This is a genomic window from Pigmentiphaga kullae (assembly GCF_004216695.1).
Classification (GTDB): domain Bacteria; phylum Pseudomonadota; class Gammaproteobacteria; order Burkholderiales; family Burkholderiaceae_B; genus Pigmentiphaga; species Pigmentiphaga kullae.
Map to the genome: position 1 here is coordinate 1,497,685 of NZ_SGXC01000001.1, position 13,597 is coordinate 1,511,281.

The 13,597-nt window shown below is 68.1% G+C and carries 14 protein-coding genes; 7 read left to right on the forward strand and 7 right to left on the reverse strand.

Features of this window, described 5'->3' with window-relative positions:
* Positions 1-8: 8 nt before the first annotated feature.
* The 3 genes from EV675_RS07360 to EV675_RS07370 are packed head-to-tail and all read right to left on the reverse strand — an operon-like array spanning position 9 to position 2,717.
* Positions 9-920 carry an ABC transporter permease gene (locus EV675_RS07360; protein ID WP_130356658.1) on the reverse strand — a complete coding sequence of 304 codons (912 nt, stop codon included), beginning with the start codon at positions 918-920 and terminating at the stop codon, positions 9-11.
* Between the two features lie 4 nt (positions 921-924).
* Entirely contained in the window at positions 925-1,701 is a 777-nt protein-coding gene (locus EV675_RS07365; RefSeq protein ID WP_130356659.1) for an ABC transporter ATP-binding protein, read from the reverse strand.
* Positions 1,702-1,727: 26 nt separating this feature from the next.
* Positions 1,728-2,717 (reverse strand): ABC transporter substrate-binding protein, encoded by a 990-nt coding sequence (locus EV675_RS07370; protein ID WP_130356660.1) that lies wholly within the window; start codon positions 2,715-2,717, stop codon positions 1,728-1,730.
* 350 nt (positions 2,718-3,067) lie between these two features.
* Here EV675_RS07370 and EV675_RS07375 point away from each other — a divergent pair, with 350 nt between their 5' ends.
* The 5 genes from EV675_RS07375 to EV675_RS07395 all read left to right on the forward strand — a co-directional run bounded on the left by EV675_RS07375 (position 3,068) and on the right by EV675_RS07395 (position 8,762).
* The gene (locus EV675_RS07375; protein ID WP_130356661.1) at positions 3,068-4,204 is read left to right on the forward strand and encodes a porin; all 1,137 of its coding nucleotides are present in this window, start codon (positions 3,068-3,070) and stop codon (positions 4,202-4,204) included.
* Positions 4,205-4,250: 46 nt separating this feature from the next.
* The gene (locus EV675_RS07380; RefSeq protein ID WP_165404482.1) at positions 4,251-5,903 is read left to right on the forward strand and encodes a thiamine pyrophosphate-dependent enzyme; all 1,653 of its coding nucleotides are present in this window, start codon (positions 4,251-4,253) and stop codon (positions 5,901-5,903) included.
* The gene (locus tag EV675_RS07385; RefSeq protein ID WP_130356663.1) at positions 5,900-7,240 is read left to right on the forward strand and encodes a protoporphyrinogen/coproporphyrinogen oxidase; all 1,341 of its coding nucleotides are present in this window, start codon (positions 5,900-5,902) and stop codon (positions 7,238-7,240) included. The genes EV675_RS07380 and EV675_RS07385 overlap by 4 nt, the downstream gene beginning before the upstream one ends.
* Positions 7,241-7,345: 105 nt before the next feature.
* On the forward strand, positions 7,346-8,161 hold the full coding sequence (locus EV675_RS07390) for an alpha/beta fold hydrolase (RefSeq protein ID WP_130356664.1): 816 nt from the start codon (positions 7,346-7,348) through the stop codon (positions 8,159-8,161).
* Positions 8,130-8,762: a tripartite tricarboxylate transporter substrate-binding protein gene (locus EV675_RS07395; protein WP_130356665.1), complete on the forward strand. Its 633-nt coding sequence runs from the start codon at positions 8,130-8,132 to the stop codon at positions 8,760-8,762. The genes EV675_RS07390 and EV675_RS07395 overlap by 32 nt, the downstream gene beginning before the upstream one ends.
* 132 nt (positions 8,763-8,894) lie before the next feature.
* Here EV675_RS07395 and EV675_RS07400 read toward each other — a convergent pair whose 3' ends face one another.
* The 3 genes from EV675_RS07400 to kynB form a co-directional block, all read right to left on the reverse strand.
* Positions 8,895-10,085 carry an amino acid aminotransferase gene (locus EV675_RS07400; RefSeq protein WP_130356666.1) on the reverse strand — a complete coding sequence of 397 codons (1,191 nt, stop codon included), beginning with the start codon at positions 10,083-10,085 and terminating at the stop codon, positions 8,895-8,897.
* Between the two features lie 66 nt (positions 10,086-10,151).
* Positions 10,152-11,006 (reverse strand): tryptophan 2,3-dioxygenase, encoded by an 855-nt coding sequence (gene kynA / locus EV675_RS07405; RefSeq protein WP_130356667.1) that lies wholly within the window; start codon positions 11,004-11,006, stop codon positions 10,152-10,154.
* A gap of 42 nt (positions 11,007-11,048) precedes the next feature.
* Positions 11,049-11,675, reverse strand: coding sequence for an arylformamidase (gene kynB, locus EV675_RS07410; RefSeq protein WP_130356668.1), 627 nt, complete (start codon positions 11,673-11,675; stop codon positions 11,049-11,051).
* 131 nt (positions 11,676-11,806) lie between these two features.
* On the opposite strand from kynB, the gene EV675_RS07415 reads away from it, so the two are divergent.
* A complete protein-coding gene (locus EV675_RS07415) occupies positions 11,807-12,280 on the forward strand; it encodes an Lrp/AsnC family transcriptional regulator (protein ID WP_130357943.1) in 474 nt (157 codons plus the stop codon).
* Between the two features lie 6 nt (positions 12,281-12,286).
* Here EV675_RS07415 and EV675_RS07420 read toward each other — a convergent pair whose 3' ends face one another.
* Positions 12,287-12,664, reverse strand: coding sequence for a RidA family protein (locus EV675_RS07420; protein ID WP_130356669.1), 378 nt, complete (start codon positions 12,662-12,664; stop codon positions 12,287-12,289).
* Between the two features lie 160 nt (positions 12,665-12,824).
* On the opposite strand from EV675_RS07420, the gene EV675_RS07425 reads away from it, so the two are divergent.
* Positions 12,825-13,592, forward strand: coding sequence for a maleate cis-trans isomerase family protein (locus tag EV675_RS07425; RefSeq protein ID WP_130356670.1), 768 nt, complete (start codon positions 12,825-12,827; stop codon positions 13,590-13,592).
* Positions 13,593-13,597: the final 5 nt, after the last annotated feature.

The window sequence follows — 13,597 nt, forward strand, 5'->3', positions numbered from 1 at the left end:
CGCCGGGCTCAGGCGGCGCTGGCCCGGATGGCTCGCGAGGGGCTGCGGCCGGGCTTGCGGCGTACCAGGCTGATCAGCGTCACGAGCACGAACAGCGCCGTGACCATCTTCAGGTCCGAGGGCTGGAAGCCGAAGGCCAGCACCAGCGAGATCAGCTGGAAATACACCACCGAACCCAGCACCGGGGCGGCCACCTGCCGGAAGATGGTGCGGTTGCCGATGATCGCCTCGCCCAGCAGCAGCGAGGCCAGGCCGTTGATCAGCGTGCCGAAACCCATGTTCACGTCGGCGAAACCCTGGTTCTGCGCCAGCAGCCCGCCGCCGAGCGCGGCGATCAGGTTGGCCAGCCCCAGGCCGACCAGCGTGTAGACCTTCACGTTGACGCCCTGGGCGCGGGCCATGGCCTGGCTCGACCCCAGCGCGCGCATGGCCATGCCGTGCTGCGTGCCCAGGAACCAGAAGATCAGGCCGATCAGCACCACGTCGATCACGGCCAGGAACACGATGCGGTTGACCAGGCTGCCGTCGTCGCCGGGCAGGTAGGAGAACAGGTTGGGAAAGTTGAACAGGGCGGTGTTGGGCTGCCCCATGACGCGGATGTCGATGGAATACAGCATGGACAGCACCAGGATGCCGCACAGCAGCGTGTTGATCTTGACCCTTTCATGGATGTAGGCCGTGGCGGTGCCGCCCAGGAAGCCGGCCAGGGCGCCGATCAGCAGCGCGGACACCGGCTCGAGCCCGATCACCAGGCACTTGGCGGTGACACAGGCGCCGAAGGCCAGCGTGCCTTCGCCGGTCATGTCGGCGAAGCTGAGAATGCGGAAGGGAATCATCACGGCGATGGCGATCAGGGCATAGATCAGGCCCTGCATCATCCCCATGGGGACCAGGTTCAGGAAGGTGGACAGGAAGTTCATGGGTTCACGCCGCTGCTAGGAGATGGGATTCGTCGTCGAAGGCGGCGACCAGACGTTCGACGGTCATGCCGCGCTTCTGTTCGCCGGACAGGTCCGCGATGATGCGTCCCTGCTGCATCATGATCAGCCGGTTGCCATAGGTGATGGCGTGGCTCATGTTGTGGGTCACCATCAGCGTGGTCAGTCCGGTTTCGGACACCACGCGCGAGGTCACCTGCATGACCTTCTCGGCGGTCTTGGGATCGAGCGCCGCGGTGTGTTCGTCCAGCAGCAGCAACTGCGGTTCGCGCAGCACCGCCATCAGCAGCGACAGCGCCTGGCGCTGGCCGCCGGACAGCAGGCCGGCCTGGGCCTTCATGCGGTTTTCCAGGCCCAGTCCGAAGGTTTCCAGGCGGGCCCGGAATTCGGCCATCATCGTGCCGGTCAGGCCGCGGCCGAAGGTGCGGCGGGCTCCGCGCCGGGCGGCCACGGCCAGGTTCTCCTCGATGCTGAGCGCGGCCGCCGTGCCCACCGAGGGATCCTGGAACACGCGCGAGATGTATTTCGCGCGCTTGTGCGTGGGCAGGCGCGTGATGTCGTTGCCGTCGATGCGGATATGGCCGTCGTCGGGCAGGACCTCGCCGGCCAGCATGTTGAGCAGCGTCGATTTGCCGGCGCCGTTGCCGCCGACGACGACGGCGAAGTCGCCGCGCCGCAAGCCGAGGGATACCTCGTCGATGGCGATGCGTTCGTCCGGCGTGCCGGCGTGGAAGATTTTCTGCAGTTGGTGGACGTCTAGCATGAGGTAGGCCTTGATGCGGAAACGGGCTACTCGACGAAGCAGGCGCAGTCGTCGAACGAAGCGGGGATGGCGAGGCCCAGCTCCTTGAACTTGGTCTTGTTGATGGTGGTGATGTAGTCGTCCGGTCCCGGGCGCGCCGGCGCGAGCTGCGAGGTGGGCGTGCCCTTGAGGATGCGGTCGGCCAGGACGGCGGCGTTGGTGCCTATGGATTTCAGCGAGACCGCGTAGTTGGCGGCGGCCATGCCGCTTTTCACGAACTCGGTTTCCGAGCTCAGGATGGGGAACTTCAGTTGCTTGGCCGCGGCCGCCACGGCAGGAATGGCGGACTGCACCAGATTGGAGCCCGTGATATAGGCAAAGCCTATGCCCCGCAGCAATTGGGCGCGCTGCGGGATGTCGCCCACGGCGTCGACGCTGACCGGCACGAATTTCAGGCCGGCCCGCCTGGCGGCCTCCTCCAGCTTCTGGGTGGTCACCACGTCGTTGACTTCCCCGGGGTTGTACAGCGAACCGACGGACGTCGCATGGGGGAAGAGCTTCTTGCCGAAGGCCAGCGCGGCATCGAAGTCCTGCATGTCCGATGCGCCGGTGAAGCGCGCGCCGCCTTGCTGCCAGTTGGGCACCAGGCCGGCCTTGACCGGGTCCGTCACCATGGCGAACACCATGGGTGTCTTGCGGTTGGACACCGCCGACAGCGCCGTCTGCGATACCGAGGTGGTGATGGTCAGGATCAGCTCGGGCGACTTCGACGAGATTTGCGTGAACATCTGCGGCATCAGGGCCTGGGTGAAGTTCGCGTCGCTGTAGACGTAGGTGGTGTTCTTGCCGTCCACGTAGCCGCGCCGGGCCATTTCTTCCTTGAAGCCTTCGATGGTCTGCGCGATGGAGGGGTGGGGGCCGAGGTTGGCGATGCCGATCACGGTCTCGGACGTGGCCGCGCCGGCGTAGCCGAGCAGGGCGGCCGTCGCGGCGTGAAGGACGAGGGCGCGCGGGAAAGACAGGCGGAAAGGAAGCATGGCGTTGGACTCGCTGGAGGGCTTCGAATGCCGAATTTTTAGCACCGAACCACGAGCCGTCCTCACCCTTGCGCGGACGAGTCCCGATCGCCTAGATGTTCTTGCCTATTTCCTAGATGGGGCGCGCCGGGCCTGTCTGTGCGCGGCGCGCGGCGGGACCGGCGCGTGAAATTGTGGCGATCCATTCCGGATTGCTAGGAAATCCGCACCGTGTACGCAGACGCTCTTGTAGGGGCGGTCCGGGCTCCCTAGTCTGCGTGGCAGGAAGGCGAATCGGTTCGTCTTTCGCCGGTTCGACAGAACCGTGACCTTCATCGAGAACATGGGGCCGCCTGGCGCGGGAGAAAGGCATGAAAAGATGGTTGATCGGAGCGGCCGCGGCCGCCGCGTGCGCGGGTGCCGCGCACGCGCAGTCCAACGTGACGCTGTATGGTTTCCTGTATAGCGGCCTGCGCTACGTGAACAACAGCGGGGGCCACAGCGTGACGGGCCTGGCCACCGGACCTTCGCGCTGGGGCATGCGCGGCAACGAGGACCTGGGCAATGGGCGTTCCGCGCTGTTCACCCTGGAAAGCGGCTTCGACATGGGGTCGGGCAACTCGCGCCAGGGCGGGCGGCTGTTCGGCCGCCAGGCTTACGTGGGCCTGAACGACAACGGCCTGGGCACGGTCACCTTCGGCCGGCAGTACGACATGGTGGCCTCGTTCCTTGCTCCCTATGTGCCGGCCGGCAAGTGGAACGGCTACATGGCGCACCCCGGCGACGTCGACAACCTGAACTTCCAGTTCCGGCTGAACAATTCGGTGAAGTACGTCACGCCCGTCATCAACGGCTTCCAGGCCGGCGCGGTGTACAGCTTCGGCGAAGTGGCCGGATCCGGCAAGCAGAACAGCGCCCACAGCATGGGGCTGAAGTACAAGTCGGGCGACTTTTCGGTCGCGGCCGCCTACATGCGGGTGAACAATCCGGCCACCGCCGTGTCCGAGGGCAACTGGAACACCATCCTGCTGCCGGCCTTCACCTCCACCTCGCAGCGCAACGCCTATACGGTCAGCCCGCAGGCGATGACCACCGTCGGCGTCGCGGCGGACTACCAGGCGGGCAGCTTCAAGTACGCCGCGGCCTATACCCAGGTGCGCTACGACAAGGTGGGCGGCACGGTGGCGGGCCTGCCGGTAACCGACGCGAAGTACAGCAACCTCGACCTGAACGTGGCCTATTCCGTCAACGCCAGCTGGCAGCTCGGCGCGGGATATACCTATACCTTCGGCAAGGTGGATGCCACCGGCTTCAAGCCCAAGTACCATCAGTTCAACCTGATGACCAACTACTTCCTGTCCAAGCGCACCATCCTGCAACTGGCGGCCATCCACCAGCGCGCCGCGGGCGATGCGCAGAACGCGTACATCCTGTACGGCAGCACCGGCGGCGCTTCCTCTTCGCGCGGCCAGACCATGCTGCTTGCGGGTATCTTCCATCTGTTCTGATTCGTTCGGCACGATCCGCCCGCTTGCGGGCGGACGCCTTGATTCCATGATTCCTCTTCCTTCCGCGCGCAACGGCGCCGCCATCCTGGCCGATACCCTGCACGGATTCGGCGTGCGCCATGTCCTGCACATTCCCGGCGAAGGCATACTCGAGATCGTCGATGCCCTGGCCGGTCGCCACGCCGACGTGCGCCTGACGTCCTTCCGCCACGAGGCCGGCATGGCCTATGCCGCGCAGGCGCTGGGCCGCATGGCCGACATGCCGGGCGTCTGCCTGGCCGCCCGCGCCCCGGGCGCCTTGAACACCCTGCTGGCCGTGCACACGGCCGAGACCGACGCCGCGCCCATGCTGCTGATCGTGGGCCAGGCCGACGCCCGCCAGGCCGGCCGCGATCCGCTCGGGGGGCAGGATCTGGGCGAGGTGTTCCGGCCGGTGGCCAAGTCCGTGCTGTACGCCGGCCAGGCCGAGCGCCTGCCCGAGGTCCTGGCGCGCGCCTGGCGCGATGCGATGGCGGGGCGCAGGGGGCCGGTGGTCGTGATCGTGCCCGAGGATGCCCTGCATCAGGAGGCCCGCGTTCCGGACCTGCCGCCGCCGGCTCCCGTCCATCCCGCGCCGGCCGCGCACGACCTGGAACAATTGCGCGCCCTGTGCGCCGCCGCGCGCCGGCCCTTGCTGCTACTGGGCGGCACCGGCTGGGACGAGGCATCGCTGGACCGCGTGTCGGCCTTCGCCGCGCGCGCCGGCTGGCCGGTGGCGACCGCCTATCGCCGCGCGGACTTGATCGACCATGCCGACCCGCGCTTCGTGGGCGAGACCGGCATAGGCATCGCGCCGGCGCTAGCCGAAGGAGTCGCGCAGGCCGACCTGGTCCTGGCGGTGAACGTCCGTCTGGGCGAGATCAATACCTTCGGGGCGGGCGGTTTCGGCGGCTTCAAGCTGCTGGAGGCGCCGCTGCCCAGCCAGACGCTGGTGCACGTGCACGCCGAGGCCGGCGAACTCAATCGCGTCTTCCAGGCCGACCTGGCCATCCAGGCGGGGCCCCGGGAGTTCGCCGCGGCGCTGGATGGCCTGCCGGTGCCGCCGCTTGCCGATGGGGCGTGGTTGACCGGGCTGCGCGCCGCCCGGGAACGCTACGTGGGAACCGGCGCCTGCGAGGCCCCGCTGGACCTGCGCGAGGCCTTCGAGCAACTGCGCGCGCACCTGCCGGCGCGCGCCGCCGTGACCGTGGGCGCCGGCGCCTATGCCGTCTGGCTGCACCGCTATTTCGCGCTGCGGCGCGGCGACGCATTGCTGGGGCCCAAGAGCGGCGCCATGGGCTACGGCCTGCCCGCGGCCGTGGGCGTGGCGCTGGCCGATCCTTCGCGCCCGGTGGTGGCCGTGGCCGGCGACGGCTGCTTCCTGATGCATGCCGAGGAACTGGCGACCGCCGTCCAGGAAGGATTGAAGATCCTGGTCCTGGTCGTGAACAACGCGGGCTACGGCGCCATACGCGGCAGCCAGATGCGCCTGTTCGGCCGCGCCGTCGGGACCGACCTGCGCAATCCTTCCTTCGCCGACTATGCCCGCGCCTTCGGCGCCCATGCCGAGCGGGTCGAGACGACCGACGGTTTCCTGCCCGCGCTGGAACGGGCCCGCGCGGCAGCCGGGCCGGCGCTGATCGAGCTCGTCGTGCCGGCGTCCGTGGGCAAGCCGGCATGAGCGCGCAAGCAATGCCGGGCCATCGTTCCGTGATCGTGGTCGGCGCCGGCATCGCCGGGCTGACCGCCGCGTATCGTTTGCGGGCGCTGGGGTTTCGCGTGCGGGTGCTGGAGTCCGGCGGCCAGCCGGGCGGGCGTGTCGCGCAGGGGCGCGAGGGTCCGATTCCGTACAACACCGGGGCGCGCCTGCTGTATCCCTTCGGCCGGGAATTGCAGGCCCTGATCGACGAACTGGGCCTGCGCGAGGGCCTGGTGCCTCTGAAGAACCTGGGTGCGGACTGCAGGACCGCCGACGGCACCTACCGCGTGGATCTGATGCCCGGTTTCGCCGCGATGCATACGCCGGGCCTGGGCTGGCGCGACAAGCTGGGGCTGCTGCGCGCCGGGCTGCACCTGGCCTGGCTGCGCGGCCGTGCGGACCCGGACCATGCCGTCTCGGCGCTGGCCCACGACGACGAGACGCTGGCCGACTACATCCGGCGCACCGCCGGCAGCCGTGTGCTGGAGCGGCTGGTCGAGCCTGTCTTTCGCGGCACGCGCAGCTGGAATCCCGAGGACATCTCCGCATCGTTCTACCTGAGCACCACGCCGGGGCTGCTGGGCCACGACACCGTGTACGTGCCCCGGGGCGGGATGGGCGCGCTGACGGTCGCGCTGGCGGACCGCCTCGAGGTCGAGTGCGATACCGTGGCGACGGCCATCGTCCGCGCGGACGACGGGCCTTGCACGGTGCGATACCGCAAGGACGGGGTGGAAGGCGAGGCGACCGCCGACATCGTCGTCTGCGCGACCCAGGGCGCGTACGCGGGGCGGCTCGTGGCCGGACAGTCGGGGGCCGAGCGCCAGTTGCTGGGCGCCGTACGCTACAACAGTCTGGGCATCGTCCACTACGCGCTGCGCGGGCCGCTGGCGCCGGCGCTGGAGTTCTCGCTGCGCAGCCGGCCCACGCGCATCGCCACCTGGCAGCAGATGGCGGCGCCGCCCGATGCCGGCGATGCCGAGTCCATCCTGTACTGCCAGCTCACGCCCGAGGCGGTGCGGGAAGCCGAACGGCAGGGCTGCACGAACGACGTGGACAGCCTGCTGCGCGACGAGATCCGCGCGCGCCTGCCGGGCTTCGACCGGCGCCTGGTCTACCGTTTCAATCAGTGGATCGCCTGCAAGCTGCCGGTGTTCTATCCGGGCTATGGCCGCAAGGTGGCGAGCTTCCTGGCATGGCAGTCGGCGCAGCGCCGCAGCGTCTATTACTGCGGCGACTACCTGTCGCAATCGCTGGTGAACGGCGCCTGCCGCAGCGGCGCCGAGGCGGCCGCCGCCATCGCGCGGCATTGGCGGTAAGGCGCGCCATGCCGTGGCGGCGGAACCATCTGGCAGGCTACGCCAAGGCATGCATAGAATGGGCTTCCATCAAGGTTTCCCATCTTTTCGAGGGCGGCGACACCCATGCATCAAGGATATCAGCTCACCTCCGGCTTACCGCGCATCGCCTACGAATCGCACGGCCAGGGCGCGCCCGTCGTGTTCGTGCACGGCGTGGGCGGCAACCTGGACAACTGGCGCGACCAACTGGAGCACTTCGGCCGCGATCACCGCGCCGTGGCGCTGGACCTGCGCGGCTACGGCCATAGCGACGACATTCCCGGCGCCCTGGATTTCCACGATTTCGCCGCCGACGTGCTGGCGGTCATGGACACGCTGGGACTGGCGCGCGCGCCGCTGGTGGGGCTGTCCATGGGGGGGCTGGTGATCCAGTCCGTCTATGCGCGCGCCCCCGAGCGGGTCAGCGCCCTGGTGCTCGCGGCCTGCCGGCCGGCCGATGCCCCGGTGGCCCATGGCGAACAGTTCGCCCGCGACCGCCTAGCGCCTCTGGAGTCCGAGCGGCCCCGGGAGGCGCTGGCCGACAGCCTGCTGCCCAAGCTGATGGGGCCCGCCACCGCGCCCGACGTCGTGGCCCGGCTGCGCGACAGCCTGCTGCGCCTGCGGCTGGACCAGTACCGCCAGATCGTGCCGGTGCGCACGCAGCTGCCGCCTTACCTGGCGCTTGCCGACATCCGCGTGCCCACGCTGGTGCTGGGCGGGCGGCAGGACCAGCTCGCGCCGGTCGAGCAGATGCAGGCCATCGCCCGCGCCATCGCCGGCAGCGAGCTGGACATCTTCGAGGACTGCGGCCATTTCCTGAATATCGAGCAGGCCCCGGCCTTCAACGCCCGCCTGCGCGCATTCCTGGATGCCGTGGCCGAGCGCGCACCATCCGCCTGAACCCGCCGTCCCACTCCCGGACCTGGAGCCTTCCCATGTTCATCGCAAGACCGCTTTTCGGTGGCATGTCGTCATTGCCGCCACCGCCCTGGCCGGGGCCGCGCCGGATGGCTACACGCTGATGCTGGCGCCCAATTCCACGCTGACCATCATTCCCCAGCTCTACGCCAAGCTGCCGTTCGACGTGAAGCGCCTGGAAGCGGTGGCGCTGGTGGGGACCAACCAGATGGTGTTTTCCACGAGCAGCGGCAGCGGCCTGAACGACCTGGCGGCGCTGGTGGGCAAGGCGCGCGGGACGCCCAAGAGCGTTTCATACGGTTCGTTCGGCAATGGCAACATCACGGCCACCTTCGACACCGTCACCAATGTGGCGCCCCAGGTGCAGGCGGGCAAGCTGCGCGCGCTGGCCGTTACCGGCCGCCAGCGCAGTCCGCTGCTGCCCGACACGCCTACCTTCGCCGAAAGCGGCTATCCGGCCCTGGCGGCCGTGGACAGCTGGATCGGCCTGCTCGCGCCCGCGGGCATGGATGCCCGGACAAGGACCAGGCTGGACGCGCATCTGGCCACATCCTGCGCGATCCGGCCTTCGTCAGGCAGTTGAACGAGCGCGGCTTCGACGTGCCCGTCGTCGATGCCGCGATGCTGGCCCGGCGGATCGAGGAAGAGCGCGGCCTGTACCGCCAGGTCATCGACAAGGCGAACATCCGGCTCGATTGAGCCGCGCCAGCCCGGATCAGGCCAGGACCTTGGCCATGGACGCGGCCACGTAGTCCAGGTTGGCCTCGAACAGTCCGGCCACGCACATGCGGCCGGACTGGATCAGGTAGACGCCGAACTCGTCGCGCAGCCGGTCGACCTGCGCCGGGTTCAGGCCGGTGTAGCTGAACATGCCGCGCTGGTTGACGAAGTAGTCCACGTCCAGGTCCGGACGCAGGGCGTGCAGGCGGTCGCGCAGGCCCTTGCGCATGGCATGGATGCGCGTGCGCATCTGCGCCACTTCGCCCTTCCATTCCTCGCGCAGCGCGGGGTCGTTCAACAGGGTGCTGACCACGCGGCTGCCGAACAGCGCCGGGCTGGAGTAGTTCTTGCGCACCGTGGCCTGGAGCTGGCCCAGCACGCGGCCGGCCTCGTCGGCGGTCGGGCAGACCACCGACAGGCCGCCCACGCGTTCGCCGTACAGCGACATGTTCTTCGAGAACGAATTGCCCACCAGCATGGCGATGCCGCGGTCGGCCGTCTCGCGCACGACCCAGGCGTCCTCTTCCAGGCCGTCGCCGAAGCCCTGGTAGGCCATGTCGAAGAACGGGATGGCGTTGCGGGCGACCAGCACGTCGATGATCTTGAGCCACTGCTCGCGCGACGGGTCGATGCCCGTCGGGTTGTGGCAGCAGGGCTGGAGCAGCACGATGCTGCGCTCGGGCAGCGTTTCGAACGTGGCCAGCATCTCGTCGAAGCGGATGCCGTTGGTGGCCGCGTCGTAGTACGGGAAGGCGTGCATGGGGAAACCCGCGCCGCCCAGGATGTTGTAGTGGTTCTCCCAGGTGGGGTCGCTGATCCAGATCTCGCTGCCGGGGAAATGCGCCTTCAGGAAATCGGCGCCCACCTTGAGCGCGCCCGAGCCGCCCAGGGTATGGATGGTCGCCACCCGGCCCTCGGCCACCGCGCGGTGCCCGGCGCCCAGCACGGTTTCCTGGATCGCCTTGCGGTATTGGGCATCGCCTTCCATCGGCAGGTAGACCGCGGGGACCGAGGTATCGATGCGGTCGCGGGCCTGGCTCACGCTGCCGAGCACGGGCACCTTGCCGGCGCCGTCGTAGTAGAAGCCGATGCTGAGGTTGACCTTGTGCTCGCGCGGGTCTTTCAGGAAGGTCTGCACCAGCGACAGGATGGGGTCGCCGGCATAGCGGGGAACGTGCTCGAACATGGGAACGATTTTCCTTGGAACTATCGATCGATTATAGGGCGGCGCGGGGGCGGCGTTTTCGGCGGGTCAGAGACTCGTTCTCATCTGCCAGAGCTCGGGAAAGAGCACGACCTCCAGCATCTTGCGCAGGTAGCTCACGCCGGCCGTGCCGCCGGTTCCGCGCTTGAATCCGATCACGCGTTCCACTGTCGTCACGTGGCGGAAGCGCCATTGGCGGAAGGCGTCTTCCAGGTCGACGAGTTTCTCGGCCAGCGCGTACAGGTCCCAGCAGGCATCCGGGTCGGCGTAGACCTTCAGCCAGGCGGCCTCGACCGAGGCATCGTATTGCGTGGGCTGGGTCCAGTCCCGCGCGAGGCGCTCCGGTGCGATGGCGAAGCCGCGCCGGGCCATCAGCATCAGGCTTTCGTCGTACAGCGAAGGCGCCGCCAGCGCGGCTTCCACCAGCGCCTTGCGCTCGGGGTGATGCGCATGCGGCGCGACCATCGCGGCGTTCTTGTTACCCAGAACGAACTCGATCTGCCGGTATTGGAAGGACTGGAAGCCGGACGAACTACCCAGATAGGGGCGGAACTTGGTGTATTCCGAAGGCGTCATGGTCGACAGCACCGTCCAGGCATGGACCAGCTGCTCCATGATGCGCGAGACGCGCGCCAGCATCTTCAGGGCCGGCTCCACCTCGTTGCGCTGGATGCAGGCGCGGGCCGCGAACAGCTCGTGCAGCATCAGCTTCATCCAGAGCTCGCTGGTCTGGTGCTGGATGATGAACAGCATCTCGTTGTGGTCGGGCGAGAGCGGATGCTGGGCGCCCAGCAACTGGTCGAGACCGAGGTAGTCGCCATAGCTCATGGATTTGGAGAAATCCATCTGCGCGTTGTGCCACGCGGAGGGGGATGCGTCGCTGTCTTGCCGGGAGGCAGTCATGGAAGAACGTCCTGGACGAGGGGTCGTTGAAACGGAGAGGGGTCAGCGCAGCGGCCGCAGCACCGCGCGCACGGGACTCGCGTCCAGCGTGGCGAAGCGCAGCGGCAGGGCAATCAGTTCGTAGTCGCCCGCGGGGGCGGGGTCCAGCACCAGGCCTTCGAGGATGGCCATGCCCGCGGCGTGCACCGCGCGGTGCGCATCCATGGTCTTGGATTCCTGCGGATCGATCGAGGGCGTGTCGATGCCGACCAGCCGCACGCCATGCCGCGCCAGCAGCGCGATGGTAGCGGGCGAGATCGCGCAAAAGCCGCTGTCCCAGCGCTCGACCGGATTGCGGGCGTAGGTGCGCAGGAGGACGCGCGGCGGCACGTCAGCCAGGGCATGTTCGATATGGCGCGGTTCCACCAGCGGCCCGGCATCCAGGCAGTGGATGACCCGGGCCGGACCGAGGTAGGTATCGAGCGGCACGGCGCCGATGGCGGCGCCGTCGCGCGCGTAGTGCAGCGGCGCATCGGCGTGGGCGCCCGTGTGCGGCGACAGCGTGACGCGGCCCACGTTGACGGGACAGGCGCCTTCCATGCGCCATACCTCGGCCTGCTGGAACGGCGTGTCGCCCGGCCAGACCGGAGTGGCGGGGGAAAGCGGGGGGCTGATGTCGATCAGGGGCATGGCGTGGCGGGCTAGTGTCAGACGGAATCTTATCGAAGCGGCCATCGAATGTGCTGGCATTTTCGATGGTTCGTAGTGGTTGAATTCGAATAAAATTCGAAAATCAAATAATTTAGCGAAATTCCATGCGAATAAAACTCGACCGCCTCGACATGCGCATCGTCGAGTGCCTGCGGCGCGACGGCCGCATCAGCAACCAGGACCTGGCGGCCCGGGTCTCGCTGTCGCCGTCGGCCTGCCTGCGGCGGGTCAAGCTGCTGGAAGAGGCCGGCATCATCCAGGGCTACAGCTGCGTGCTGGACTACGCCAAGCTGGGCCTGGAAGTCGAGGCCGTGGTGCACGTGTCCATGCGCCACGAGGTCGAAGGATGGCACGAGGCCTTCGTGGCCGCCATCAAGGACTGGCCGGAGGTGCTGTCCGCCCGCATCGTCACGGGCGGGGCCAACTACATGCTGGTGGTGCGGGCGCGGGACGTCAGCCACTACTCCGACTTCATCGTCAACCGCCTGTATCGCGCGCCGGGTGTGCGCGACATCGAGTCCAACATCGTGCTGGGCTACATCAAGCGCTCGGCCTCGCCCTTCGAGGTGCTGGACCCGGATTGACCCCCGCTACTTGTTGACCACCCCGAACGCCACGATCTCCACCTTCATGCCCGGCACGACCAGGGCGGCGACGGCCGCGCTGGAGCGGCTGGGGTAGGGCGCGGCGAAGAACTCGCGGTAGACGGCGTCGATGGCCTTCATGTCGTTGACGTCGGTCATGTAGATCAACACCTGCGTGACGTCGTCCAGCGTGCCGCCGGCGGCTTCCACCGCCGATTGCAGGTTGCGGAAGGTCAGGCGGGCCTGGTCCTCGATGGGGCCGGTATCGATGCTGCCGTCCTTGCGCACCGGTCCTTGCGAGGTGAACAGGATCCCGCCGCTGCGCACCGCCCAGGAAAAAGGCTGGCCCACATCGGGCAGGCCGACGTCGATGACTTCTTTCATGCTGTTGCTCGCTTTCTGACGGAAAGCGCAGATGCTCCCATGAAAAGGGGGGCTTTGCCCAGGGCGAGGGCGCCGCGTGATACCCCCCATCAACCAAAGTTAATTGTCGCGATGGCGCCGCCTGCAGATAATTTCTTCGACTCTCGAACGAAGGAATGTCATGAGCGACGTGGTACGCGAGTATGGCAACGGTGCGGTGCTGGGCGTGGCGGTTCCGCAGGCGAATCCCGTGGTCGAACCCGAGCTGGCGGCCCTGCTGCCTGCCGGATTCTCGATGCTCGTCACCCGCTTGCAAGGCAGCCGCACGGACTCGCGCCAACGGCTGATCGACTACCTGCGCAACCTGCCGGCCAGCCTGGAGAGCTACGACAGCGCCAGGCTGGACGTGCTGGGCTATGCCTGCACCGGCAGTTCGTACCTGGTGGGCGCCGATGAGGAACGGCGCGCGCTGGATGCCGCATCGACGCGCTTCGGTTATCCCATCGTTTCCTCGGCGCAGGCGCTGCGCCGGGCCCTGGATCACCTGGGCGCGAAGCGGGTCGCCCTGTTCGCGCCCTATCCGCCGTTTCTGGTCGAGGCCAGCAGGCGCTATTGGGAAGCCGTGGGCCTGGACGTCGCCGATTGCGCCTCGGTGTCGCTGGATACCAGCGACACGCGCGACATCTACGGCATCACGACTCCCCTGGTGATGTCTTCGTTCAGCCGGCTGCGCTGGCAGGACGCCGACGCCATCATGTTCACCGGAACCGGCATGCCCACGCTCAGGGCCCTGGTCGAGGTCTCGTCCATGACCGGCAAGCCGGTCCTGTCTTCCAACCTGTGCCTGGCCTGGGCCATGGTGAGGGAGGCCGGCGGCGCGGCCTACCTGGCCCCCGAGCGTGTGGGCGAACCGCTCTACGGCGGATGGGCCGCCCGCATTCCCGTCTAGTTTTC

Bases quoted from the DNA above. Each gene is read 5' to 3' on its own strand.
- EV675_RS07365 (WP_130356659.1), bottom strand. From the start codon at position 1,701: ATGCTAGACGTCCACCAACTGCAGAAAATCTTCCACGCCGGCACGCCG.
- EV675_RS07390 (WP_130356664.1), top strand. From the start codon at position 7,346: ATGCATCAAGGATATCAGCTCACCTCCGGCTTACCGCGCATCGCCTAC.
- EV675_RS07395 (WP_130356665.1), top strand. From the start codon at position 8,130: ATGCCGTGGCCGAGCGCGCACCATCCGCCTGAACCCGCCGTCCCACTC.
- EV675_RS07380 (WP_165404482.1), top strand. From the start codon at position 4,251: ATGATTCCTCTTCCTTCCGCGCGCAACGGCGCCGCCATCCTGGCCGAT.
- EV675_RS07420 (WP_130356669.1), bottom strand. From the start codon at position 12,664: ATGAAAGAAGTCATCGACGTCGGCCTGCCCGATGTGGGCCAGCCTTTT.
- EV675_RS07370 (WP_130356660.1), bottom strand. From the start codon at position 2,717: ATGCTTCCTTTCCGCCTGTCTTTCCCGCGCGCCCTCGTCCTTCACGCC.
- EV675_RS07385 (WP_130356663.1), top strand. From the start codon at position 5,900: ATGAGCGCGCAAGCAATGCCGGGCCATCGTTCCGTGATCGTGGTCGGC.
- kynA (WP_130356667.1), bottom strand. From the start codon at position 11,006: ATGACTGCCTCCCGGCAAGACAGCGACGCATCCCCCTCCGCGTGGCAC.
- kynB (WP_130356668.1), bottom strand. From the start codon at position 11,675: ATGCCCCTGATCGACATCAGCCCCCCGCTTTCCCCCGCCACTCCGGTC.
- EV675_RS07400 (WP_130356666.1), bottom strand. From the start codon at position 10,085: ATGTTCGAGCACGTTCCCCGCTATGCCGGCGACCCCATCCTGTCGCTG.
- EV675_RS07425 (WP_130356670.1), top strand. From the start codon at position 12,825: ATGAGCGACGTGGTACGCGAGTATGGCAACGGTGCGGTGCTGGGCGTG.
- EV675_RS07375 (WP_130356661.1), top strand. From the start codon at position 3,068: ATGAAAAGATGGTTGATCGGAGCGGCCGCGGCCGCCGCGTGCGCGGGT.
- EV675_RS07360 (WP_130356658.1), bottom strand. From the start codon at position 920: ATGAACTTCCTGTCCACCTTCCTGAACCTGGTCCCCATGGGGATGATG.